General features: G+C 70.3%; 14 protein-coding genes and 1 tRNA gene. 9 read left to right on the forward strand and 6 right to left on the reverse strand.

Going from position 1 to position 16679, the window contains the following annotated elements; translation table 11 throughout:
• Window positions 1–14 precede the first annotated feature (14 nt).
• Both HL652_RS08590 and HL652_RS08595 read left to right on the forward strand, forming a co-directional pair.
• Window positions 15–87, forward strand: a tRNA-Val gene (locus HL652_RS08590).
• A 305-nt stretch (window positions 88–392) separates the two neighbouring features.
• A complete protein-coding gene (locus tag HL652_RS08595; protein WP_171704952.1) occupies window positions 393–1097 on the forward strand; it encodes a DUF1345 domain-containing protein in 705 nt (234 codons plus the stop codon).
• A gap of 33 nt (window positions 1098–1130) precedes the next feature.
• On the opposite strand, the gene HL652_RS08600 is transcribed toward HL652_RS08595, so the two are convergent.
• Genes HL652_RS08600 through HL652_RS08610 form a run of 3 tightly spaced genes read right to left on the reverse strand, consistent with a single transcriptional unit; the run spans window position 1131 to window position 3138 of the window.
• A complete protein-coding gene (locus HL652_RS08600) occupies window positions 1131–1976 on the reverse strand; it encodes a hypothetical protein (protein ID WP_171704953.1) in 846 nt (281 codons plus the stop codon).
• On the reverse strand, window positions 1973–2614 hold the full coding sequence (locus tag HL652_RS08605) for a SatD family protein (protein WP_171704954.1): 642 nt from the start codon (window positions 2612–2614) through the stop codon (window positions 1973–1975). The genes HL652_RS08600 and HL652_RS08605 overlap by 4 nt, the downstream gene beginning before the upstream one ends.
• A gap of 50 nt (window positions 2615–2664) precedes the next feature.
• Complete coding sequence (locus HL652_RS08610; RefSeq protein WP_171704955.1) at window positions 2665–3138, reverse strand: peroxiredoxin; 474 nt, start codon at window positions 3136–3138, stop codon at window positions 2665–2667.
• 209 nt (window positions 3139–3347) lie between these two features.
• Here HL652_RS08610 and aceE point away from each other — a divergent pair, with 209 nt between their 5' ends.
• From aceE to HL652_RS08640, 6 genes are all read left to right on the forward strand, one after another.
• The gene (aceE, locus tag HL652_RS08615) at window positions 3348–6074 is read left to right on the forward strand and encodes a pyruvate dehydrogenase (acetyl-transferring), homodimeric type (RefSeq protein ID WP_171704956.1); all 2727 of its coding nucleotides are present in this window, start codon (window positions 3348–3350) and stop codon (window positions 6072–6074) included.
• 49 nt (window positions 6075–6123) lie between these two features.
• Window positions 6124–7380, forward strand: a complete 1257-nt coding sequence (locus HL652_RS08620) for a PucR family transcriptional regulator (RefSeq protein ID WP_171704957.1) — start codon at window positions 6124–6126, stop codon at window positions 7378–7380.
• A gap of 107 nt (window positions 7381–7487) precedes the next feature.
• Window positions 7488–8408 (forward strand): ACP S-malonyltransferase, encoded by a 921-nt coding sequence (locus HL652_RS08625; RefSeq protein WP_171704958.1) that lies wholly within the window; start codon window positions 7488–7490, stop codon window positions 8406–8408.
• 50 nt (window positions 8409–8458) lie between these two features.
• Window positions 8459–9463, forward strand: a complete 1005-nt coding sequence (locus HL652_RS08630; protein ID WP_171704959.1) for a beta-ketoacyl-ACP synthase III — start codon at window positions 8459–8461, stop codon at window positions 9461–9463.
• 93 nt (window positions 9464–9556) lie between these two features.
• Window positions 9557–9805 (forward strand): acyl carrier protein, encoded by a 249-nt coding sequence (locus HL652_RS08635; RefSeq protein WP_066038612.1) that lies wholly within the window; start codon window positions 9557–9559, stop codon window positions 9803–9805.
• A gap of 117 nt (window positions 9806–9922) precedes the next feature.
• Window positions 9923–11161, forward strand: coding sequence for a beta-ketoacyl-[acyl-carrier-protein] synthase family protein (locus tag HL652_RS08640; protein ID WP_171704960.1), 1239 nt, complete (start codon window positions 9923–9925; stop codon window positions 11159–11161).
• 301 nt (window positions 11162–11462) lie between these two features.
• On the opposite strand, the gene HL652_RS08645 is transcribed toward HL652_RS08640, so the two are convergent.
• Complete coding sequence (locus tag HL652_RS08645; RefSeq protein WP_171704961.1) at window positions 11463–11966, reverse strand: DUF3145 domain-containing protein; 504 nt, start codon at window positions 11964–11966, stop codon at window positions 11463–11465.
• A 182-nt stretch (window positions 11967–12148) separates the two neighbouring features.
• On the opposite strand from HL652_RS08645, the gene HL652_RS08650 reads away from it, so the two are divergent.
• On the forward strand, window positions 12149–12733 hold the full coding sequence (locus HL652_RS08650; protein WP_171704962.1) for a PadR family transcriptional regulator: 585 nt from the start codon (window positions 12149–12151) through the stop codon (window positions 12731–12733).
• On the opposite strand, the gene HL652_RS08655 is transcribed toward HL652_RS08650, so the two are convergent.
• Window positions 12680–15175, reverse strand: coding sequence for a transglutaminase family protein (locus HL652_RS08655; RefSeq protein WP_171704963.1), 2496 nt, complete (start codon window positions 15173–15175; stop codon window positions 12680–12682). The two genes, HL652_RS08650 and HL652_RS08655, sit on opposite strands and share 54 nt — an antisense overlap.
• Window positions 15172–16671 carry a DUF58 domain-containing protein gene (locus HL652_RS08660; protein ID WP_171704964.1) on the reverse strand — a complete coding sequence of 500 codons (1500 nt, stop codon included), beginning with the start codon at window positions 16669–16671 and terminating at the stop codon, window positions 15172–15174. The genes HL652_RS08655 and HL652_RS08660 overlap by 4 nt, the downstream gene beginning before the upstream one ends.
• Window positions 16672–16679 lie beyond the last annotated feature (8 nt).

Consider the following 16679-nt stretch of genomic DNA (forward strand, 5'->3'; position numbering starts at 1 on the left):
GCTGTCAGGCGTGGGGGCCTTTAGCTCAGCTGGTAGAGCGCCACGTTTACACCGTGGATGTCATCGGTTCGATCCCGGTAGGGCCCACCCGGTCGTGCGGCTCCGCCCTCGAGGTGGCCGAAGTAACTTGGGGCAGGGTTCAGAAGCGCGACTTCCGCTTCCGCAAGACGAAGACCACGGCGCCTCCCCCGGGCAGAGCATCCCGCATGCTTGGTAGCGGAACTATACTGAGTTATACTCAGTACATGCCACATCAAATCGAAATCACTGCAGCTCTTCTCGCTTCGACCCTCGGTCTTGCGAATCCGTTCGACACCGCTACCCCTCTCACGCCTCCGCCGCCCGTCAAGCGGTGACCCCCTCGCCACGACCATGCGGCATAGACTGCGGGCGTGGCTGAGGAGGATGCGCCGACGGCGCGGGAGGAGCGGGCGGAGGCGGAGCATCGGTGGCCGGCGGCCGTGGGGGCGCTCGTCATCCTGATCAGTTATGTGACTCTGTCGCCCGAGCTGTTCGGGGTCGTGCGGTACGGGGTGGCCGTGGTGTGCCTGGTGCTGCTCGTTCCCATCATCGTCATCAACCCGCACCGGTTGCGCCGCCAGACCACGTGGTCGCGACGCATCAGCGTGGCGCTGGTGCTCATCATCGGGGTCACCAACCAGGTGCTGCTCGTCGCCCTCGTGCAGCTGCTCGTGGCGAACACCGAGGACGGGCCGACCGTGCTGCTCGCGGCCCTGCAGGTGTGGCTGACGAACGTGATCGGCTTCGCCCTGCTCTACTGGGAGATCGACCGCGGCGGGCCCGTCGTGCGCACCCAGCGCCGCCGCTCGAAGCTCCCGCCCGCCGACTTCCGCTTCCCGCAGGACGAAGACCACGACGCCTCCCCCGAGGTCGCCGCACACTCGTCGAAGTCGAGCAACTGGCTGCCCGGCTTCGTCGACTACCTCTACTTCTCGCTCAGCAACTCGATGGCGTTTAGCCCCACCGATGTGATGCCGCTCACGCATCGCGCCAAACTGCTCATGGGCCTCGAGGCCTTTGCCGGCTTCGTCCTTCTCGCCCTGGTCATCGCCCGGGGCGTGAGCCTGCTCGGCTGAAAGCATAAGCCAGGGGCTTATATTGGGTCGATATCAGCTGTGGGCTGATATCCAGACGCCCCCGGCAAGGGCGAGAGCCAGCGACCAGCTGACGAGGCTGCCCACCAGGAAGTATTCGGCCTTCGACCCGCGAGCCCCGTCGGCCGAGATCTCGGGGAAGCGCACGATGCCTTTCGCGGCGAAGATGCCGGCCACGATCGGCAACGCCCCGGCGAGCGTCAGCGCCACGATCAGCAGCCGCTCGAGCGGCCCGATCAGCCTGCCGCCCTTCAAGTCGGGAACGGGCGCCGACACCGTCGCCACGACCGGAGGACGTGACCACCACCGCCTCCGCCCAGGAGTCGGCACGGCGTGCTCAGGCGCTCCAGACCCAGACCCGGCTACCCCCGGCCCCATCGCCGCAGCGTCAGCAGCATCCGACTCCTCCACCGCGGGCCGCAGCGCCGCCCTCACGATGATGTTCGAGCTCTCGATCAGGAACAGGAGCGCCCCGAGCGCGAAGACCAGGGTCGCCAGAGGCACGGCCGCCACCGCAGGCGGTGCCGACCCGTGCCAGTCGACGAGGAAGCCCTGCGCCGAGACCAGCGACGGCCGGCTCACCAGCGAGACCGCGACGACGACGAGCACACCGATGCCCGGGAGGATTCCCGAGGCCCGCCTCACGTCGGCCTTCGCCGAGGTCGTCGCCAGCCAGACCGCAGCGAACCCCGCCACGACCACCACCCACCACCAGGGCACGCCGACGCCGGCCACCACGACGACGACGAGCACCGCCCACACGACGACGACGGAGACCACGGTGGCGACCCGGCCGAGCCGCGCGACGCGCAGCAGGTCGGCCGAGCCCACCAGGAGCAGCAGGAGAGCACCGAGGATCACAGCGACTTCCCCAGCCTGTCGATCGTCGCGAGCAGACTCGCCCCGCCCGATCTCCGCAGCGCCTGCGACACCGCAGACTGCGTGATGCCCTCGTCGGCGGCGATGTCGCCCTGCAACCTGCCGGTCATGGTGGCGAAGGTCACCCGTCTGGCCCGGTCGTTCATCCCCCCGATGACGTGATCGCGCGCGAGCAGGTAGGCGTTCACTAGGGCCTCGAGCCCCGACTGCTCGTCGTCGGCTCTGAACCAGCTGCGGGCCGACGGCGTGCGCCCGTCTTCCCTCTCGTGCGCCTCGACGATCGCCTCGCGGGCGCGCCACCATCCGGGCCCGTCTTGGATGCTCGCGGCAGCCGCTCCCTCGCCGACCGCACTGACGGTGCCCTGCCCCAGGCCGAAGCGGCAGTCGACCTCGGCCGGAAGGACGAGCCGAGCCAGCAGCGTCGCCCGGAGCGCGCTGCCCAGTGAGGGATAGAGCGCCTGGAACTCGTCGCCGACCGTCGGCCGGATGGGCTGCGAGTGGAGCGACAGCCGGTCGATGCCGGAGAACGCCTCCTCGATCGCGAGCTGCGCGGCCCGGCGGTCGGCCAGCAGCCGCGACCCCACGATGTCGATGATGACGGCGACGGTCGTGTCGTTCATGGACATTAGCTTAGCGCTAATATCTGTCGAATATAAGCTCTGGGCTTATGTCAGACGCGGGCGCCGACCAGGTCTTCGAGCGCGGCGCGGTATGCGGCGATGGAGCGCGGCTCGCCGGGGGCGGTGATGAAGGATGCGCGGATGATGCGGTTCTCGTCGATGAGGAAGGTGGCGCGGTTCGCGAACCCCTTCTCCTCGAGGAACACGCCGTAGTCTTTCGCCACGTCGCCGTGCGGCCAGAAGTCGGCGACCAGGGTGAAGTCGTACTTCTCCTTCTCGGCCCAGGCGCGGAGCGTCGCCTTCGAGTCGACCGAGATGCCGATGAGCTCGACGTTCGCGTCTTTGAACAGGGCCAGGTTGTCTTCGAGGGCGCACAGCTCGCTGGTGCACACGCCCGAGAACGCGAGCGGGAAGAACACTAGGGCGACGAGCTTCTTCCCCTGGAACTGACTCAGCCGCACCCGCTCGCCGTACTGGTTCGGCAGATCGAAGTCGGGGGCGAGTGTGTCGTTCTCCAAAGCCATGATCGGCTTCCTTTCCGGCCGGTCCGTCCAACCGGCAAACGCGGCAATGGTAGTCCTCCTCCGCGAAAACGCCAAACACCGGGGCAGCGCACGCCCGGACGGCGCTCCTCCTAAAACTCACTAGGCTGGACGATGGCGTTCCGCCCATCATCCCGGGCCACGACGCACGACACGAAGAAGTCTGTCTACAACAGAGGAAGAGGTCGACGGTGACGGTCAACGACCAGGACCCATATTCGGCGGGACACGTCGATTCCGATCCCGAGGAGACTGCCGAGTGGAATGAATCCCTCGACGCCCTCGTCGCAGCCCAGGGCCACGGCCGGGCGCGCGACATCATGCTCAGCCTGTTGAAGCGGTCGAAGGAGCTGCACCTCGGTGTTCCGATGGTGCCGACCACCGACTACATCAACACCATCGCCCCCGAGAACGAAGCCGAGTTCCCGGGCGACGAGGCCCTCGAGCGCAAGTACCGTGCGTGGATCCGCTGGAACGCGGCGATGACCGTGCACCGCGCGCAGCGCCCCGGCATCGCCGTCGGCGGCCACATCTCCACCTACGCCTCGAGCGCGGCCCTCTACGAGGTGGGCTTCAACCACTTCTTCCGCGGCCAAGACCACCCGGGCGGCGGCGACCAGATCTTCATCCAGGGCCACGCCTCCCCCGGCACCTACGCCCGCGCCTTCCTCGAGGGCCGGCTCTCCGCCGACCAGCTCGACGGCTTCCGCCAGGAGAAGTCGCACGCGGGCGGCGGCCTCAGCTCCTACCCGCACCCGCGGCTCATGCCCGAGTTCTGGCAGTTCCCGACGGTGTCGATGGGCCTCGGCCCGATCAACGCCATCTACCAGGCGCAGCTCAACAAGTACCTCACCAACCGCGGCATCAAGGATGCGTCGGACCAGCAGGTCTGGGCCTTCCTCGGCGACGGCGAGATGGACGAGGTGGAGAGCCGCGGCCAGCTCCAGGTGGCGGCGAACGAGGGTCTCGACAACCTCAACTTCGTCATCAACTGCAACCTGCAGCGCCTCGACGGCCCGGTGCGCGGCAACGGCAAGATCATCCAGGAGCTCGAGAGCTTCTTCCGCGGCGCCGGCTGGAACGTCATCAAGGTCATCTGGGGCCGCGAGTGGGACGACCTACTCGCCCGCGACACCGAGGGCGCCCTGCTGAACCTCATGAACACGGTTCCGGATGGCGACTTCCAGACGTACAAGGCCGAGTCGGGCGCCTACGTGCGCGAGAACTTCTTCGGCCGCGACCCCCGCGCCCTCGAGCTCGTCAAGGACTACACCGACGACGACATCTGGAACCTCAAGCGCGGCGGCCACGACTACCGCAAGGTCTACGCGGCTTTCAAGAAGGCCTCGGAGCACAAGGGCCAGCCCACCGTCATCCTGGCGCACACCATCAAGGGCTATGGTCTCGGCCCCGCCTTCGAGGGTCGCAACGCGACGCACCAGATGAAGAAGATGACCCTCGACAACCTGAAGACCTTCCGCGACCAGATGCACATCCCGGTCTCGGATGCTCAGCTCGAGGAGAACCCCTACCTCCCGCCGTACTACCACCCGGGCGAGAACGACGAGGCGATCCAGTACCTGCACGAGCGCCGACGCGCGCTCGGCGGCTACGTGCCGGAGCGCCGCACGAAGCACACGGCCTTCACCCTCCCCGACGACTCCTCCTACCAGACCCTCAAGAAGGGCTCCGGCAACCAGGAGATCGCCACCACGATGGCCTTCGTGCGCCTTTTGAAAGACCTCACTCGGGCGAAGGACTTCGGCACCCGCGTGGTGCCGATCATCCCCGACGAGGCGCGCACCTTCGGTATGGACGCGTTCTTCCCGTCGAACAAGATCTACAACCCCAAGGGCCAGCACTACACCTCCGTCGACCGCGAGCTTCTGCTGGCGTACAAGGAGAGCCCGCAGGGTCAGATCATCCACGTCGGCATCAACGAGGCGGGCGCCCTCGCGGCATTCACCGCGGTGGGCACGAGCTACTCCACCCAGGGCGAGCCGCTCATCCCGATCTACGTGTTCTACTCGATGTTCGGCTTCCAGCGCACGGGCGACGCCCTGTGGGCGGCGGGCGACCAGATGGCGCGCGGCTTCGTGATCGGAGCCACCGCGGGCCGCACCACCCTGACGGGTGAGGGCCTGCAGCACGCCGATGGCCACTCGCACCTGCTCGCGGCGACGAACCCTGCCGTGATCTCGTACGACCCCGCCTACGGCTACGAGCTCAACCACATCGTGCGCTCGGGCCTCGAGCGGATGTACGGGGGCACGCACAGCGACCCGAACGTCATGTACTACCTCACGGTGTACAACGAGCCGCACGTGCAGCCCGCCGAGCCCGAGAACCTCGACGTCGATGGCCTGGTGCGCGGCATCTACAAGCTGAAGGGCGGTGCGATCGAGGGCCCGAAGGCCCAGATCCTCTCCTCCGGTGTGGCGGTGCCGTGGGCGCTCGAGGCGCAGCAGCTGCTCGCCGACGACTGGGGTGTGTCGGCCGACGTGTGGTCGGTCACCTCGTGGACGGAGCTCCGCCGCGACGGCCTCCGCGCCGAGGAGCACAACTTCCTGCACCCGAACGAGGAGCGCCACGTGCCCTACCTCACCTCGAAGCTGCAGGATGCTCCGGGCCCGTTCGTCGCCGTCAGCGACTACATGCACGCGGTCACCGACCAGATCCGGCAGTTCGTGCCGGGCGAGTACGCCACGCTCGGCGCCGACGACTTCGGCTTCTCCGACACCCGGCCGGCCGCCCGCCGCTACTTCAAGATCGACGGCCCCTCGGTCGTGGTGCGGGTGCTCGAGCAGCTCGCCGCCCGCGGCGAAGTCGACCAGAACGCCCCGGGCTGGGCGATCGAGAAGTACCGCCTCTACGACGTGACCGCGGGCACCAGCGGTTCCGCCGGCGGCGAGAGCTGAGTCGCGCCCGACTGATGACAGTGCTGATCGATCGCGGTCGGGGGCGATGATGCCCAAGACGAAAGCGCAGACCCTCGCATGGCTGCGCACCATCTCGGGTGAGCTCTCGACCGCGACGATCAAGAGGCTCGACGCCACGCTGCCCTGGTACGGCGACATGCCGCCGGGGCGGCGTTCGGCGGTCGGCCTCGTCGCCCAGGCCGGCATCAAATCGTTCATCCAGTGGTACGACGACCCGTCGACCACCACCTGGATCGCCGCCGACGTCTTCGGTTCCGCTCCGCGCGAACTCCTCCGCTCGGTGAGCCTGCAGCAGACGCTGCAGCTCATCCGCGTGGTGGTCGAGGTGGTCGAAGACCGCGTGGCGGGCGCCGACGCGTCGCTGCGCGAAGCCATCCTGCTCTACTCGCGCGAGATCGCGTTCGCCGCCGCCGACGTCTACGCCCGCGCCGCCGAGGCCAGGGGTCTGTGGGACGCGAGGCTCGAAGCGCTCGTCGTCGACAGCATCCTGAGCGGTGAGTACGACGACGAGCTGCCGAGCCGCATCGCGGCCCTCGGCTGGCACGGGCACGGCGAGGTGAGCGTGCTCGTGGGCACGACGCCCCGTCAGCTCGACGTCGATCAGCTGCGCCGCACCGCGAGGCACCTCAACGCCGACCTCCTCATCGGCGTGCAGGGCGGCCGGCTGGTGCTAGTGATCGGGCGCGCCATGCCCGTGAACGGCGGGGCACACGGCGACGGGACGGAGAGCAACGGACTCGCGCTCGCGTCGACGCCCGAGGAGGAGAACGGCGGCGGAGGTTCGGATGCCGAGCCGCTGTCGTTCCTCGACATCGCCACGCAGCTCGAGCCGGGCTTCGGCCCGGGCTACCTCGTGCTCGGCCACGAGGTGCCGAGCCTCGTCGACGCCTCGCGCAGCGCGAAGGCGGCGCTGGCGGGTTTCGCCGTGGCACGCGCCTGGCGCAACGCGCCGCGGCCGATGCTCGCCGACGACCTGCTGCCCGAACGCGCCCTGGCCGGCGACCCGCTCGCTCGCTCCACCCTAGTGAACCGCGTATACCGGCCGCTGCAAGACCAGTCGCCCGAGCTCATGGCCACGCTCTGGTGCTACCTCGACAACGGCCGCTCGCTCGAGGCGACGGCCCGCGAGCTCTTCGTGCACCCGAACACGGTGCGGTACCGGCTGAAGCGCGTCACCCAGGTGATCGGGTGGGATGCGACGGGGGCGCGGGAGGCGCTCATCCTGCAGTCGGCGCTCATCCTGGGGTCGATGAACGATCATGACGGCTCGGCGCCGCGGCGATGAGCCGACGGCGAGACCCGGGGGCTACTGTGAGGCTTGGACAACGAAATCACGAATCTCTTGGATGTGCCCGACACATCCTCTGACCGAACTCTTGGGAGACTGAAGCAATGATCGTCGTCGTATGCCCCGGCCAGGGGTCGCAGACCCCCGGATTCCTCGAACCCTGGATCGCCGACGCCGCCGTGCGGGCCCGTCTCGTCGAGCTGGGCGAGGCGGCAGGGGTCGACCTGGTGCAGCACGGCACCGTGAGCGACGCCGACACCATCCGCGACACCGCGGTCGCCCAGCCGCTCATCGTGGCGGCGGGCCTGCTCACCCTCGACGCCCTGCTCGCCGACGGCCGCGCTGAGCGCGTGGGCGGCATCGCCGGCCACTCCGTGGGCGAGATCACCGCGGCGGCCGGGGCGGGCATCCTGTCGGCCACCGATGCGATGCGCATCGTGGGCGAGCGCGGGCGGGCGATGGCGGATGCTGCGGCACTCACCCAGACCGGCATGAGCGCCGTCGTGGGCGGCGACCAGAGCGAGCTGCTCGCGCTGTTCGACGAGGTCGGCGTCATTCCCGCCAACTACAACGGCGGCGGGCAGATCGTCGTGGCCGGAGCACCCGACGCGCTCGCGGCACTCGCGGAGCGGGCGCCGCGCGGCGTGCGCGTCATCCCGCTGCAGGTGGCCGGGGCCTTCCACACCCACTACATGCAGCCCGCCGTGGAGCGGCTCGCCGCGGTGGCCGCCACGGTCACCCCCGCCGACCCGACGCTGCCCATCTGGACCAACAACGACGGCAGCCTCGTCTCGAGCGGTGCGCGCTTCGTCCACCTGCTCGTCGGCCAGGTGTCGTCGCCCGTGCGCTGGGACCTCGACATGGAGGCCTTCGCCGCCGCCGGGGTCACCGGCATCATCGAGGTCGCCCCCGCCGGCGCCCTCACGGGTCTCGCCAAGCGCGGTCTGAAGGGGGTTCCGGCGGTCGCCGTGAAGACCCCCGACGACCTCGCGGCAGCCTACGAGCTCCTCGACCAGGCCGCCTGAGCGACCGTCACCGACCACCCTCTACGCACGGAAGGCATCGCGGCAGCGCCATGACCCACCCCACCCTCAAGCAGGCCACCGGCCCCCAGTTCACCCGCATCTACGCGATCGGGGCCGCCCGCGGCGACCTCTCGGTGCCGAACGACGACCTGGTCGGCCCGATCGACTCCTCCGACGAGTGGATCCGCCAGCGCACCGGCATCGTCGAGCGCAAGCGCGCCTCGCACGACGTGTTCGCCGTCGATCTCGCCGAAGCCGCCGCGAAGGAGGCGATCGAAGGGGCGGGCATCGTGCCGTCGCAGATCGGCGCCATCCTGGTCTCGACCATCAGCAATCCGGTCATCACGCCCTCGCTCGCCACGCACGTGGCCGAGCGCATCGGCGCACCGCTCGCCGCCGCCTACGACATCAGTGCGGCCTGCGCGGGCTACGCCTACGGCATCGGGCAGGCCGACTCGCTCATCCGCTCCGGCATGGCCGAGTACGTGCTCGTCATCGGCGCCGAGAAGCTCTCGGAGTACGTGCACCCGGCCGACCGCTCCATTTCCTTCCTGCTCGGCGACGGCGCGGGTGCCGCGGTGGTGGGTCCGAGCGAGTTCCCCGGCATCGCCCCCACCATCTGGGGTTCGGATGCGACCAAGCGCGACGAGATCCATATGACCGGCACGTCCATCCAGTTCCGCGATCAGGAGGCCGAGTGGCCCACGCTGTGGCAGAACGGCCAGGCCGTGTTCCGCTGGGCGGTCTGGGAGATGGTGAAGGTGGCCAAGCAGGCCCTTGACGCCGCCGGAGTCACCGTCGACGACCTCGCAGCGTTCATCCCGCACCAGGCGAACATGCGCATCATCGACGAGTTCGCGAAGCAGCTGAAACTGCCCGAGGGGGTCGTGATCGGTCGCGACATCGAGACCACCGGCAACACCTCGGCCGCCTCGATCCCGTTGGCGACGCACCGGCTGCTCGCCGAGCATCCGGAACTCTCGGGCGGGCTCGCCCTGCAGATCGGCTTCGGCGCCGGCCTCGTCTACGGCGCCCAGGTCGTGGTGCTGCCCTGAACCGTGCTCTGCGGCGGCCCTGCCGTGCACGAACACCGCCCTGCGCCGCGACTACACTGAGTCTCGGTCACAAACACCCCCAAGGAGAGAACAATGGCATTGTCCACCGAAGAAGTACTGGCCGGACTGGCTGAGCTCATCAACGACGAGACCGGCATCGCGACCGACACTGTCGAGCTGGACAAGTCCTTCACCGACGACCTCGACATCGACTCCATCTCGATGATGACCATCGTCGTGAACGCCGAGGAGAAGTTCGACGTGAAGATCCCCGACGAAGAGGTCAAGAACCTCAAGACCGTCGGCGACGCCGTGACCTTCATCGTCGCGGCCCAGGGCTAGGCTCCGGCCCCTGCCCTCCCCCACGCGGATGGTCGGCGGGCTCGCTTCTGCGAGACCGCCGACCGAACTGCGCCATCCCGGCGCGCACTGGACTGACCACCCACAGAAAGTTTCACCATGAGCACGAAGAAGATCGTCGTCACCGGCATCGGTGCCACCTCTCCCATCGGCGGAACCGCCGAGGAGAGCTGGAAGAACCTGCTGGCCGGCCAGTCGGGAGCCACCCCCCTCGAGCAGGAGTGGGTCGCCGAGCGCGAGCTCCCCATCACCTTCGCCGCTCAGGCCCGGGTTCCCGCCTCGGAGGCGCTCGAGCGCATCGAGACCAAGCGCCTCGATCCGGGCAGCCAGTTCGCGCTCATCGCCGCCCGTGAGGCGTGGGCCGACGCGGGGGCACCGGATGTCGTTCCCGAGCGTTTCGGCGTCGACTGGGCGACCGGCATCGGCGGCGTGTGGACGCTCATCGACGCCTGGGACACCCTGCGCGAGAAGGGCCCGCGCCGCGTTCTGCCGATGACCGTGCCGATGCTCATGCCGAACGGCCCTGCTGCGGCCATCGAGATGTCGCTCGGCGCTCGTGCCGGAGCGCGCACCGTCGTCTCCGCGTGCGCCTCGAGCACCGAGTCGATCGTGAACGCCTACGAGCACCTGCAGGCCGGTTACGCCGACATCATCATCGCCGGTGGTTCCGAAGCCGCCATCCACCCGTTGCCGATCGCCGCCTTCGCCGCCATGCAGGCGCTGTCGAAGCGCAACGACGACCCGGCCACGGCATCCCGCCCCTACGACCTCACCCGCGACGGATTCGTGCTCGGCGAGGGCGCCGCCGCCCTCGTGCTGGAGACCGAGGAGCACGCGCTCGCCCGCGGCGCCCGCATCTACGCCGAGCTGCTCGGCGGTGCGGTCACGAGCGACGCGTACCACATCACCGCACCCGATCCCGAGGGTTCGGCTGCAGCCCGCGCCATGCTCGCCGCGGTGGAGAGCTCGGGGCTCACCCTCGACGACGTCGCGCACATCAACGCGCACGCCACGAGCACCCCGGTCGGCGACATCGCCGAGTACAAGGCGCTGCTGCACGTGTTCGGCGACCGCCTGCACTCGATCCCCGTCTCGGCCACCAAGGCCTCCACAGGTCACCTGCTGGGTGGCGCCGGCGCCATCGAGGCGATCTTCACGGTGAAAGCGCTGCAGGAGCGCACCGCTCCCCCCACCATCAACCTCAGCGAGCAAGACCCCGAGATCCCCCTCGATGTCGTGCGCGAACCCCGCCCCCTCGGCGACGGCGACCTCGTCGCCATCTCGAACTCCTTCGGGTTCGGGGGGCACAACGCGGTGGTGGCGTTTAGGACTGTGTGATCGCGGGGGCTCCCGGTAGCTCTTCGGCGGCGCTGTGCTGGCTGCCGGCAGGGCCGTGCTGCGCGCGGCTCTGCCGGGGCGCGCCGCCGCTTCTGCGGCGCGCCGCGACATGTGAGCACGCGGTCGCTTCGCGGCCACGCACTCACCCTGGCTCGTCAGGGAAGGGCCTGTTGCGTGGGGTTTCGTGGTGGCACCTCGCGGGTGGAATTGGTGCCAGTCGCGGGCGGAGTTGGTCGCGCAAAGTGTTCTTATTTTGGGGAATGAGAGCAGGTTGAGCGACTAAGTGTGGTGTGGGTGCCTCTCACCCCACGCGGTGGAGGTAGACCACGGGGTTGAAGTCGCTAGCGTAGCGGAAGGGTTCGAGTTCGTCGTCCCAGGCCTGGCCGAGGGCGAGGCGGAGTTCGCGGTGGAGTTCGAGGGCGTTGGTGCCGGCGGTCTCCATGGCGTCGCGGATGCGGTTCTCGGGGATGACGGTGTTGCCCGCCGAGTCGAGCTGGGCGTAGAACACGCCGAGGTCGGGGGTGTGCATCCAGCGCCCGCCGTCGCTGCCCTCGCTCGGGTCTTCGGTGACCTCGTAGCGGAGGTGCTCCCACCCGCGGAGCGCAGACGCGATGGCGGCCCCGGTGCCGGGTGCGCCCTCCCAGAAGAAGTCGGCGCGCTGGGAACCGCGCAGCACGGGCTGCTCGATCCAGTCGAAGTTCACTGCACGACCGATAGCGCGACCTGCGGCCCACTCGACGTGGGGGCAGAGCGCGCGGGGAGCGGAGTGGATGTAGACCACTCCGCGTGCGACGGTTGCCACCATAGCTCTCTCCATTCCTGAGGTGCGTCTTCCCCAACGACCTCGAACAGAAAACCTGATGGCGTGTGCAGTTGTGCTCACATTATGCCGGAGCCGCGGAGCGAATCACAACCGTGTCATCCCCGACACGCGCGACTCCCAGAACTATACTGAGCGGACAATTACGGGAGCGGATCGGAGGGCCCATGTCGGTGCGAGCGGGAATCCTCGCGCTGCTCTCCGAGGCCGATGCCTACGGGCTGCAGCTGCACGGGGAACTGGAGCAGCGCACCGATCGCGTCGGCCGGGTGAACGTGGGTCAGATCTACTCCACGCTCGAGCGCCTGAGCGTGGCCGAGCTCGTGCACGCCGCGGGAAGCACCTCAGACGGCCTCCCGCTCTACGGCATCACGCCGCGCGGCCGCGCCGAGGCCGACGCCTGGTTCACCGAGCTGGGCGTCGACTCCCCCACCGCCTGGCCCGACATGGTGTTCAAGGTGCTGCTCGCCACCAGCCTCGGCCGCCCGGAGTCGACCGCGCTCCTCGACGGCTACGCACGCGCGTGGCGCGCGGAGCTCGACGCCGCAGACCCGGCACCGCTCGCCGACGCCGGTACCGCGGCCGATACCGCGGCCGACGCCGCGGCCCTCGCCCGCGCCGAGCTCGCCGGAGCCGCCCTGCGCTGGCTCGACACCCTGTCGACCCTCCCGGGCGGGTTGCCCGCCCTCACCCGCGAACTACGGAGCGAACGCCCCCGCCGGGGCCGCCGACCGACGTCGGCGCAGGAGTGACACCGGGAGGAACCGGGCTCGATACCGTGCCCCCCGCTCCTCCCCCGCGTCGATGGCCGTGAGCAGCCGTCGCAGGTCGCTCTCGATCTCACCCCGCGCATCCGCCCCCACGCCACCCGGAACACCGTACTGCTCCCGCTCGACGGCACGACGCAAGCGCCCGAGAGCGGCCTCGGCCTCGTCGTCGAGCGGAAGTTCGTCGAGCAGGCGCCGCTCGAGGTCGTGCACCGTGTCGCCCTGTGAGCGCTGCACCCGGTGGTCGTCGAGCGTGTCCTCCCACTCCGCCCAGGCCAGCGTTCCCGGCAGCGGGTGGTGCAGCAGGCGGGCGAAGCGGTTGCGGCGGCGGAGGCGACGAATGGCCCACGGGGTGAGCACCACGACCGCGACGGCCGCCACGATGCCGATGAAGCCCGCCCAGCCGCGCAGCTGGCCGAGGGCGAGCTGCTCCGGACTCTGCCCGGCGCCCACGTCGAGGGCGTCGTCGGGGCGCTCGGCGGCCGAGGTGGAGGTGCTGCTGGGGGCCGGCGCCGCGGTGTCGCTGGTCGACGACTGCTGCGCGTAGTCGGGGAGGCTGTAGTCGGGTGGCGTGAAGTCGAGCCCGGGGGTGGGCTCGAAAGGCAGCCACCCGACCCCCTCGAAGTAGAGCTCGGGCCAGGCGTGCAGCTGGTCGGTGTAGACCTCGTAGACGGCACCGCCGGCCGCCGTGGAGTCGGGCGACTGGCCGGGCGCGTACCCCACGGCGATCCGCGACGGGATGCCCAGTGTGCGCGCCATGACGGCCATGGCCGCCGAGTAGTGCACGCAGTACCCCGACTTCACGTCGAGGAACACCGCGATGGCGTCGGCGGTGTCGCCGTCGAAACCACCCTCGACCGGGGTCTGCAGGGAGTAGCTGAACTGGTCGGAGCGGAAGTACTCCTGCAGCGCCACCGCACGCTCGTAGCCGGTCGTGGCTCCCGCGGTGACGGCGGCCGCGGTGTCGGCGATCACGGGGGGCAACCCGCCAGGCAGCTGCAGGTAGTCGAGCAGCGGATCGGGGACGACCGACCCCGCTGCCGCGAGCTGCTCGGCGGAGGGCTGCGGCGTCAGCGAGGTGACCTCGTAGGCCAGACCCCTGGTGTCGCCGCGCAGGTCGGTCATGGTGAAGGTCGACGGGGTGAGCAGCCAGCCGTCGTCGAGCCCGTCGACACGCTGCGTGGGGTACGGGAGGGGCAACCAGTCGCTGCGCAAGGCGGCGATCGACACGGAGGTGGAGGTCTCGACGACCGGCACGTCGGCGGCGAGTCCGGGCGGGCTGCCGAAGGGCTGGCCCGGGGAGTAGCCGTTGGCCGAATAGGGCTGCTCGGGCTCCCAGGCGCCGGTGGAGAAGTCACCGAGGGTGAGCATGCGCAGGTAGAGCCCCTCCTCCGAGTCGGTGGAGTAGCTCAGCGAGAGCACGGGTTCGCTGCGCCGCAGGTCGCGCCCCAGCTGGATGGAAGGGTCGACACCGGTGCTGTACACGGAGGGCAGCAGGTTGCCTCCCGGCTCGGTGAACGAGTCGGCGGTGAGGCCCGGGGTGACGGCGGGCACCACGAGCATCGTCGCGATCGCCGCCGCGCCGAGGCCCGTCGCGGCGAGCCCGTTGCGGCCCGCGCGGGTCGGGAGCGGTCGCCCGCGGGCGGGTGCCGAGACGGATGCTTCGGCCTCCGGTACACGGCCGATGCGCGAGCTGAACCACAACACGCCGAGCCATGCGACCGCGGTGCACACGTACACCACGAGGTTCGGGTCGTCACGGCGCACGAGCGGCGCGATGGAGAGCACGGCGATCGGGCCCACGCCGCTCAGCACGGGTGTGCGGAGGCCCGTGGCGAGCTCGTCGGAGACCACGGCGATGAGCCCCACCGACATGACGAGCAATTGCGTGATCGCGCCGTCGGCGACGGCGGGCGCCTCCTGCACGGCGATCGAGATGCGCGCCGCGTCGAGATCGGCGCCGAGATCGCTCAGGGTGCCCACGGTCGGGAAGACGATCCACAGCGACCCCGGTGCATAGAGCAGCACGACCAGTACCGCCCAGCCGAGCGCCGCCGACAGCACGACGACGAGCTCGGGCGCCCCGCGCCCGCGGATGACGGCCATGCCGCCGAGCAGCACCGTGACCATCGCCATGACGGCGAACCACCAGCCGACGCCCTGCAGCAGCGGGCTCAGGGCGAACAGGGCGGCGCCGAGCGCCGCCGCGACGCAGAGGGTGCTGCGCCAGGCGCCGCGCCGCTCGAGCCGACGGAGGGCGGCGGCACTCTGACGCGGCCCTCCGTCGGCTCGAGCGGCGCCTGAGCGTCCGCCCCGGGCAGAGCCTGCACGCGCGGAATCGTGCGGCTGAGTCCCGCCCGCGCCGCTCCGCGCCTCCACGCCGCCGGCCCGTGGTGCCGCAGCCGTGCCGGCCGCCCCGGCGTTCACGACAGGCCTCGCGCGGCGCCGAGCGACTTCCAGAGCGCCGGCAGGTCGTCTCCCGGCCGGCACGGCACCACGGCCCAGCCGGCGCCGCGCAGCGCGACGGCTTCGCTCGACTCGTTCGGCGCCTGCTCCGACGGGCGACGACCCGCTCCGCGCGGGCGCCGCGCACCGATGGTCGAGCCGGGCGACGTCGCTGCCGCCCCGCCCACGAGGAACACCACGGGGTGCGAGGAGAGGGTGGCGAGATCCCGGATGCGGTCGCCGGCCCCCGGGGCGTCGGCGACGACGGCGAACACCGGAGGGGCGTCGGGCGAGGTGAGCGACGCCTGATCGACCGCCTCGCGGAACTCCGCGGCGTCGTTCAGCGACTCGGGCTCGACGACCGCCAGGTCGCGCAGCACACGCGCGGCGCCAAAGGGCGCCACGTAGACCTCGTCGGCCGAGGTCGCGCCTGATTCCCCCACGGCGCCGACCACACGAACCCCGAAGCCCTCGTTCATGAGGTGCACGGCGATCGAGGCGACCGCCGAGACGGCCCACTCGAAGGCCACCTCGTCGGCGTCGAGACCGCCCGTGCCTCCGGCCAGCAGTTCGTCGAGACCGTCCACGCCTGACGCGCCCGCACCAGCGCCCGCTCCCGCTCCGGCGCTCGCGCCCGCGCCGGCACCGCGACCCGCCCGGCCCGTCGACGCGCCCGCCGCATCGAACCACGACAGCTCGTCGAACGACGCGGCGTCGAGGAGCACGACCGCGTCTTGATCGTTGCGCTGGTCGTCTTGCCGCACCATCAGCTCGCCATGCTTCGCGGTGGCGGGCCAGTGCACGCGACGCATCGAGTCGCCCGGCAGGTACTTGCGGGCGATCACGTCCTGCTCGCCGCCGCCGACGAGGCGGCGCGACACCTGCTCGGCCCCGTCGCCCGTGGCCAGCCGCAGGTCGATGCGGGCGAGCTCGAGGGCGACCGGTGTGACCAGCACGCTGTCGGTGGAGCCGACCCGCAGGAGGCGCCGCGCGCATCCGAACGGATCGGTGATGGAGACGGTGAACGGGCCCACACGGTGGGCGCCGCGGGAGCGGGTGTCGAGCCGGTAGCGCAGCGGGGTGGAGACCGGCGTATCGAGCGCGGAGGAGGCGAAGCCCGGCAGCGGCGGCAGCACGGCCGGGGTGCTCGGCAGGAGGGGCGCGCCCGCCTCGTCCGACCAGAGCATCGTGGGGGTGCGGAGACTCCCCCAGTTCTGCACGAGGAGGGTGACCGTGATGTTCTGACCGACGGAGCCCGACTCGGGGGTGAAGATGCGCTGCACGCTGAGCGGAGCCCGCCGCAGCACGACCCAGAGGTAGGAGAAGAGCGGCACCGCGAGGAGGAAGCAGGCGAGGTAGACCAGTTCGTGCCGGTGCAACACCTCGGCCAGCACGAAAGCAGCGACCGACGCGACGACGAGACCCCAGCCCCTGACGGTCGGGAGCGGGATGCGGTGGTCGGTGGTGGGCCTGGCCATGAGACGAG

This window comes from Herbiconiux sp. SALV-R1 (assembly GCF_013113715.1).
GTDB lineage: Bacteria > Actinomycetota > Actinomycetes > Actinomycetales > Microbacteriaceae > Herbiconiux.

Bases quoted from the DNA above. Each gene is read 5' to 3' on its own strand.
- HL652_RS08640 (WP_171704960.1), top strand. From the start codon at position 9,923: ATGAGCACGAAGAAGATCGTCGTCACCGGCATCGGTGCCACCTCTCCC.
- HL652_RS08630 (WP_171704959.1), top strand. From the start codon at position 8,459: ATGACCCACCCCACCCTCAAGCAGGCCACCGGCCCCCAGTTCACCCGC.
- HL652_RS08610 (WP_171704955.1), bottom strand. From the start codon at position 3,138: ATGGCTTTGGAGAACGACACACTCGCCCCCGACTTCGATCTGCCGAAC.
- HL652_RS08635 (WP_066038612.1), top strand. From the start codon at position 9,557: ATGGCATTGTCCACCGAAGAAGTACTGGCCGGACTGGCTGAGCTCATC.
- HL652_RS08620 (WP_171704957.1), top strand. From the start codon at position 6,124: ATGCCCAAGACGAAAGCGCAGACCCTCGCATGGCTGCGCACCATCTCG.
- HL652_RS08645 (WP_171704961.1), bottom strand. From the start codon at position 11,966: ATGGTGGCAACCGTCGCACGCGGAGTGGTCTACATCCACTCCGCTCCC.
- HL652_RS08605 (WP_171704954.1), bottom strand. From the start codon at position 2,614: ATGAACGACACGACCGTCGCCGTCATCATCGACATCGTGGGGTCGCGG.
- HL652_RS08660 (WP_171704964.1), bottom strand. From the start codon at position 16,671: ATGGCCAGGCCCACCACCGACCACCGCATCCCGCTCCCGACCGTCAGG.
- HL652_RS08625 (WP_171704958.1), top strand. From the start codon at position 7,488: ATGATCGTCGTCGTATGCCCCGGCCAGGGGTCGCAGACCCCCGGATTC.
- HL652_RS08650 (WP_171704962.1), top strand. From the start codon at position 12,149: ATGTCGGTGCGAGCGGGAATCCTCGCGCTGCTCTCCGAGGCCGATGCC.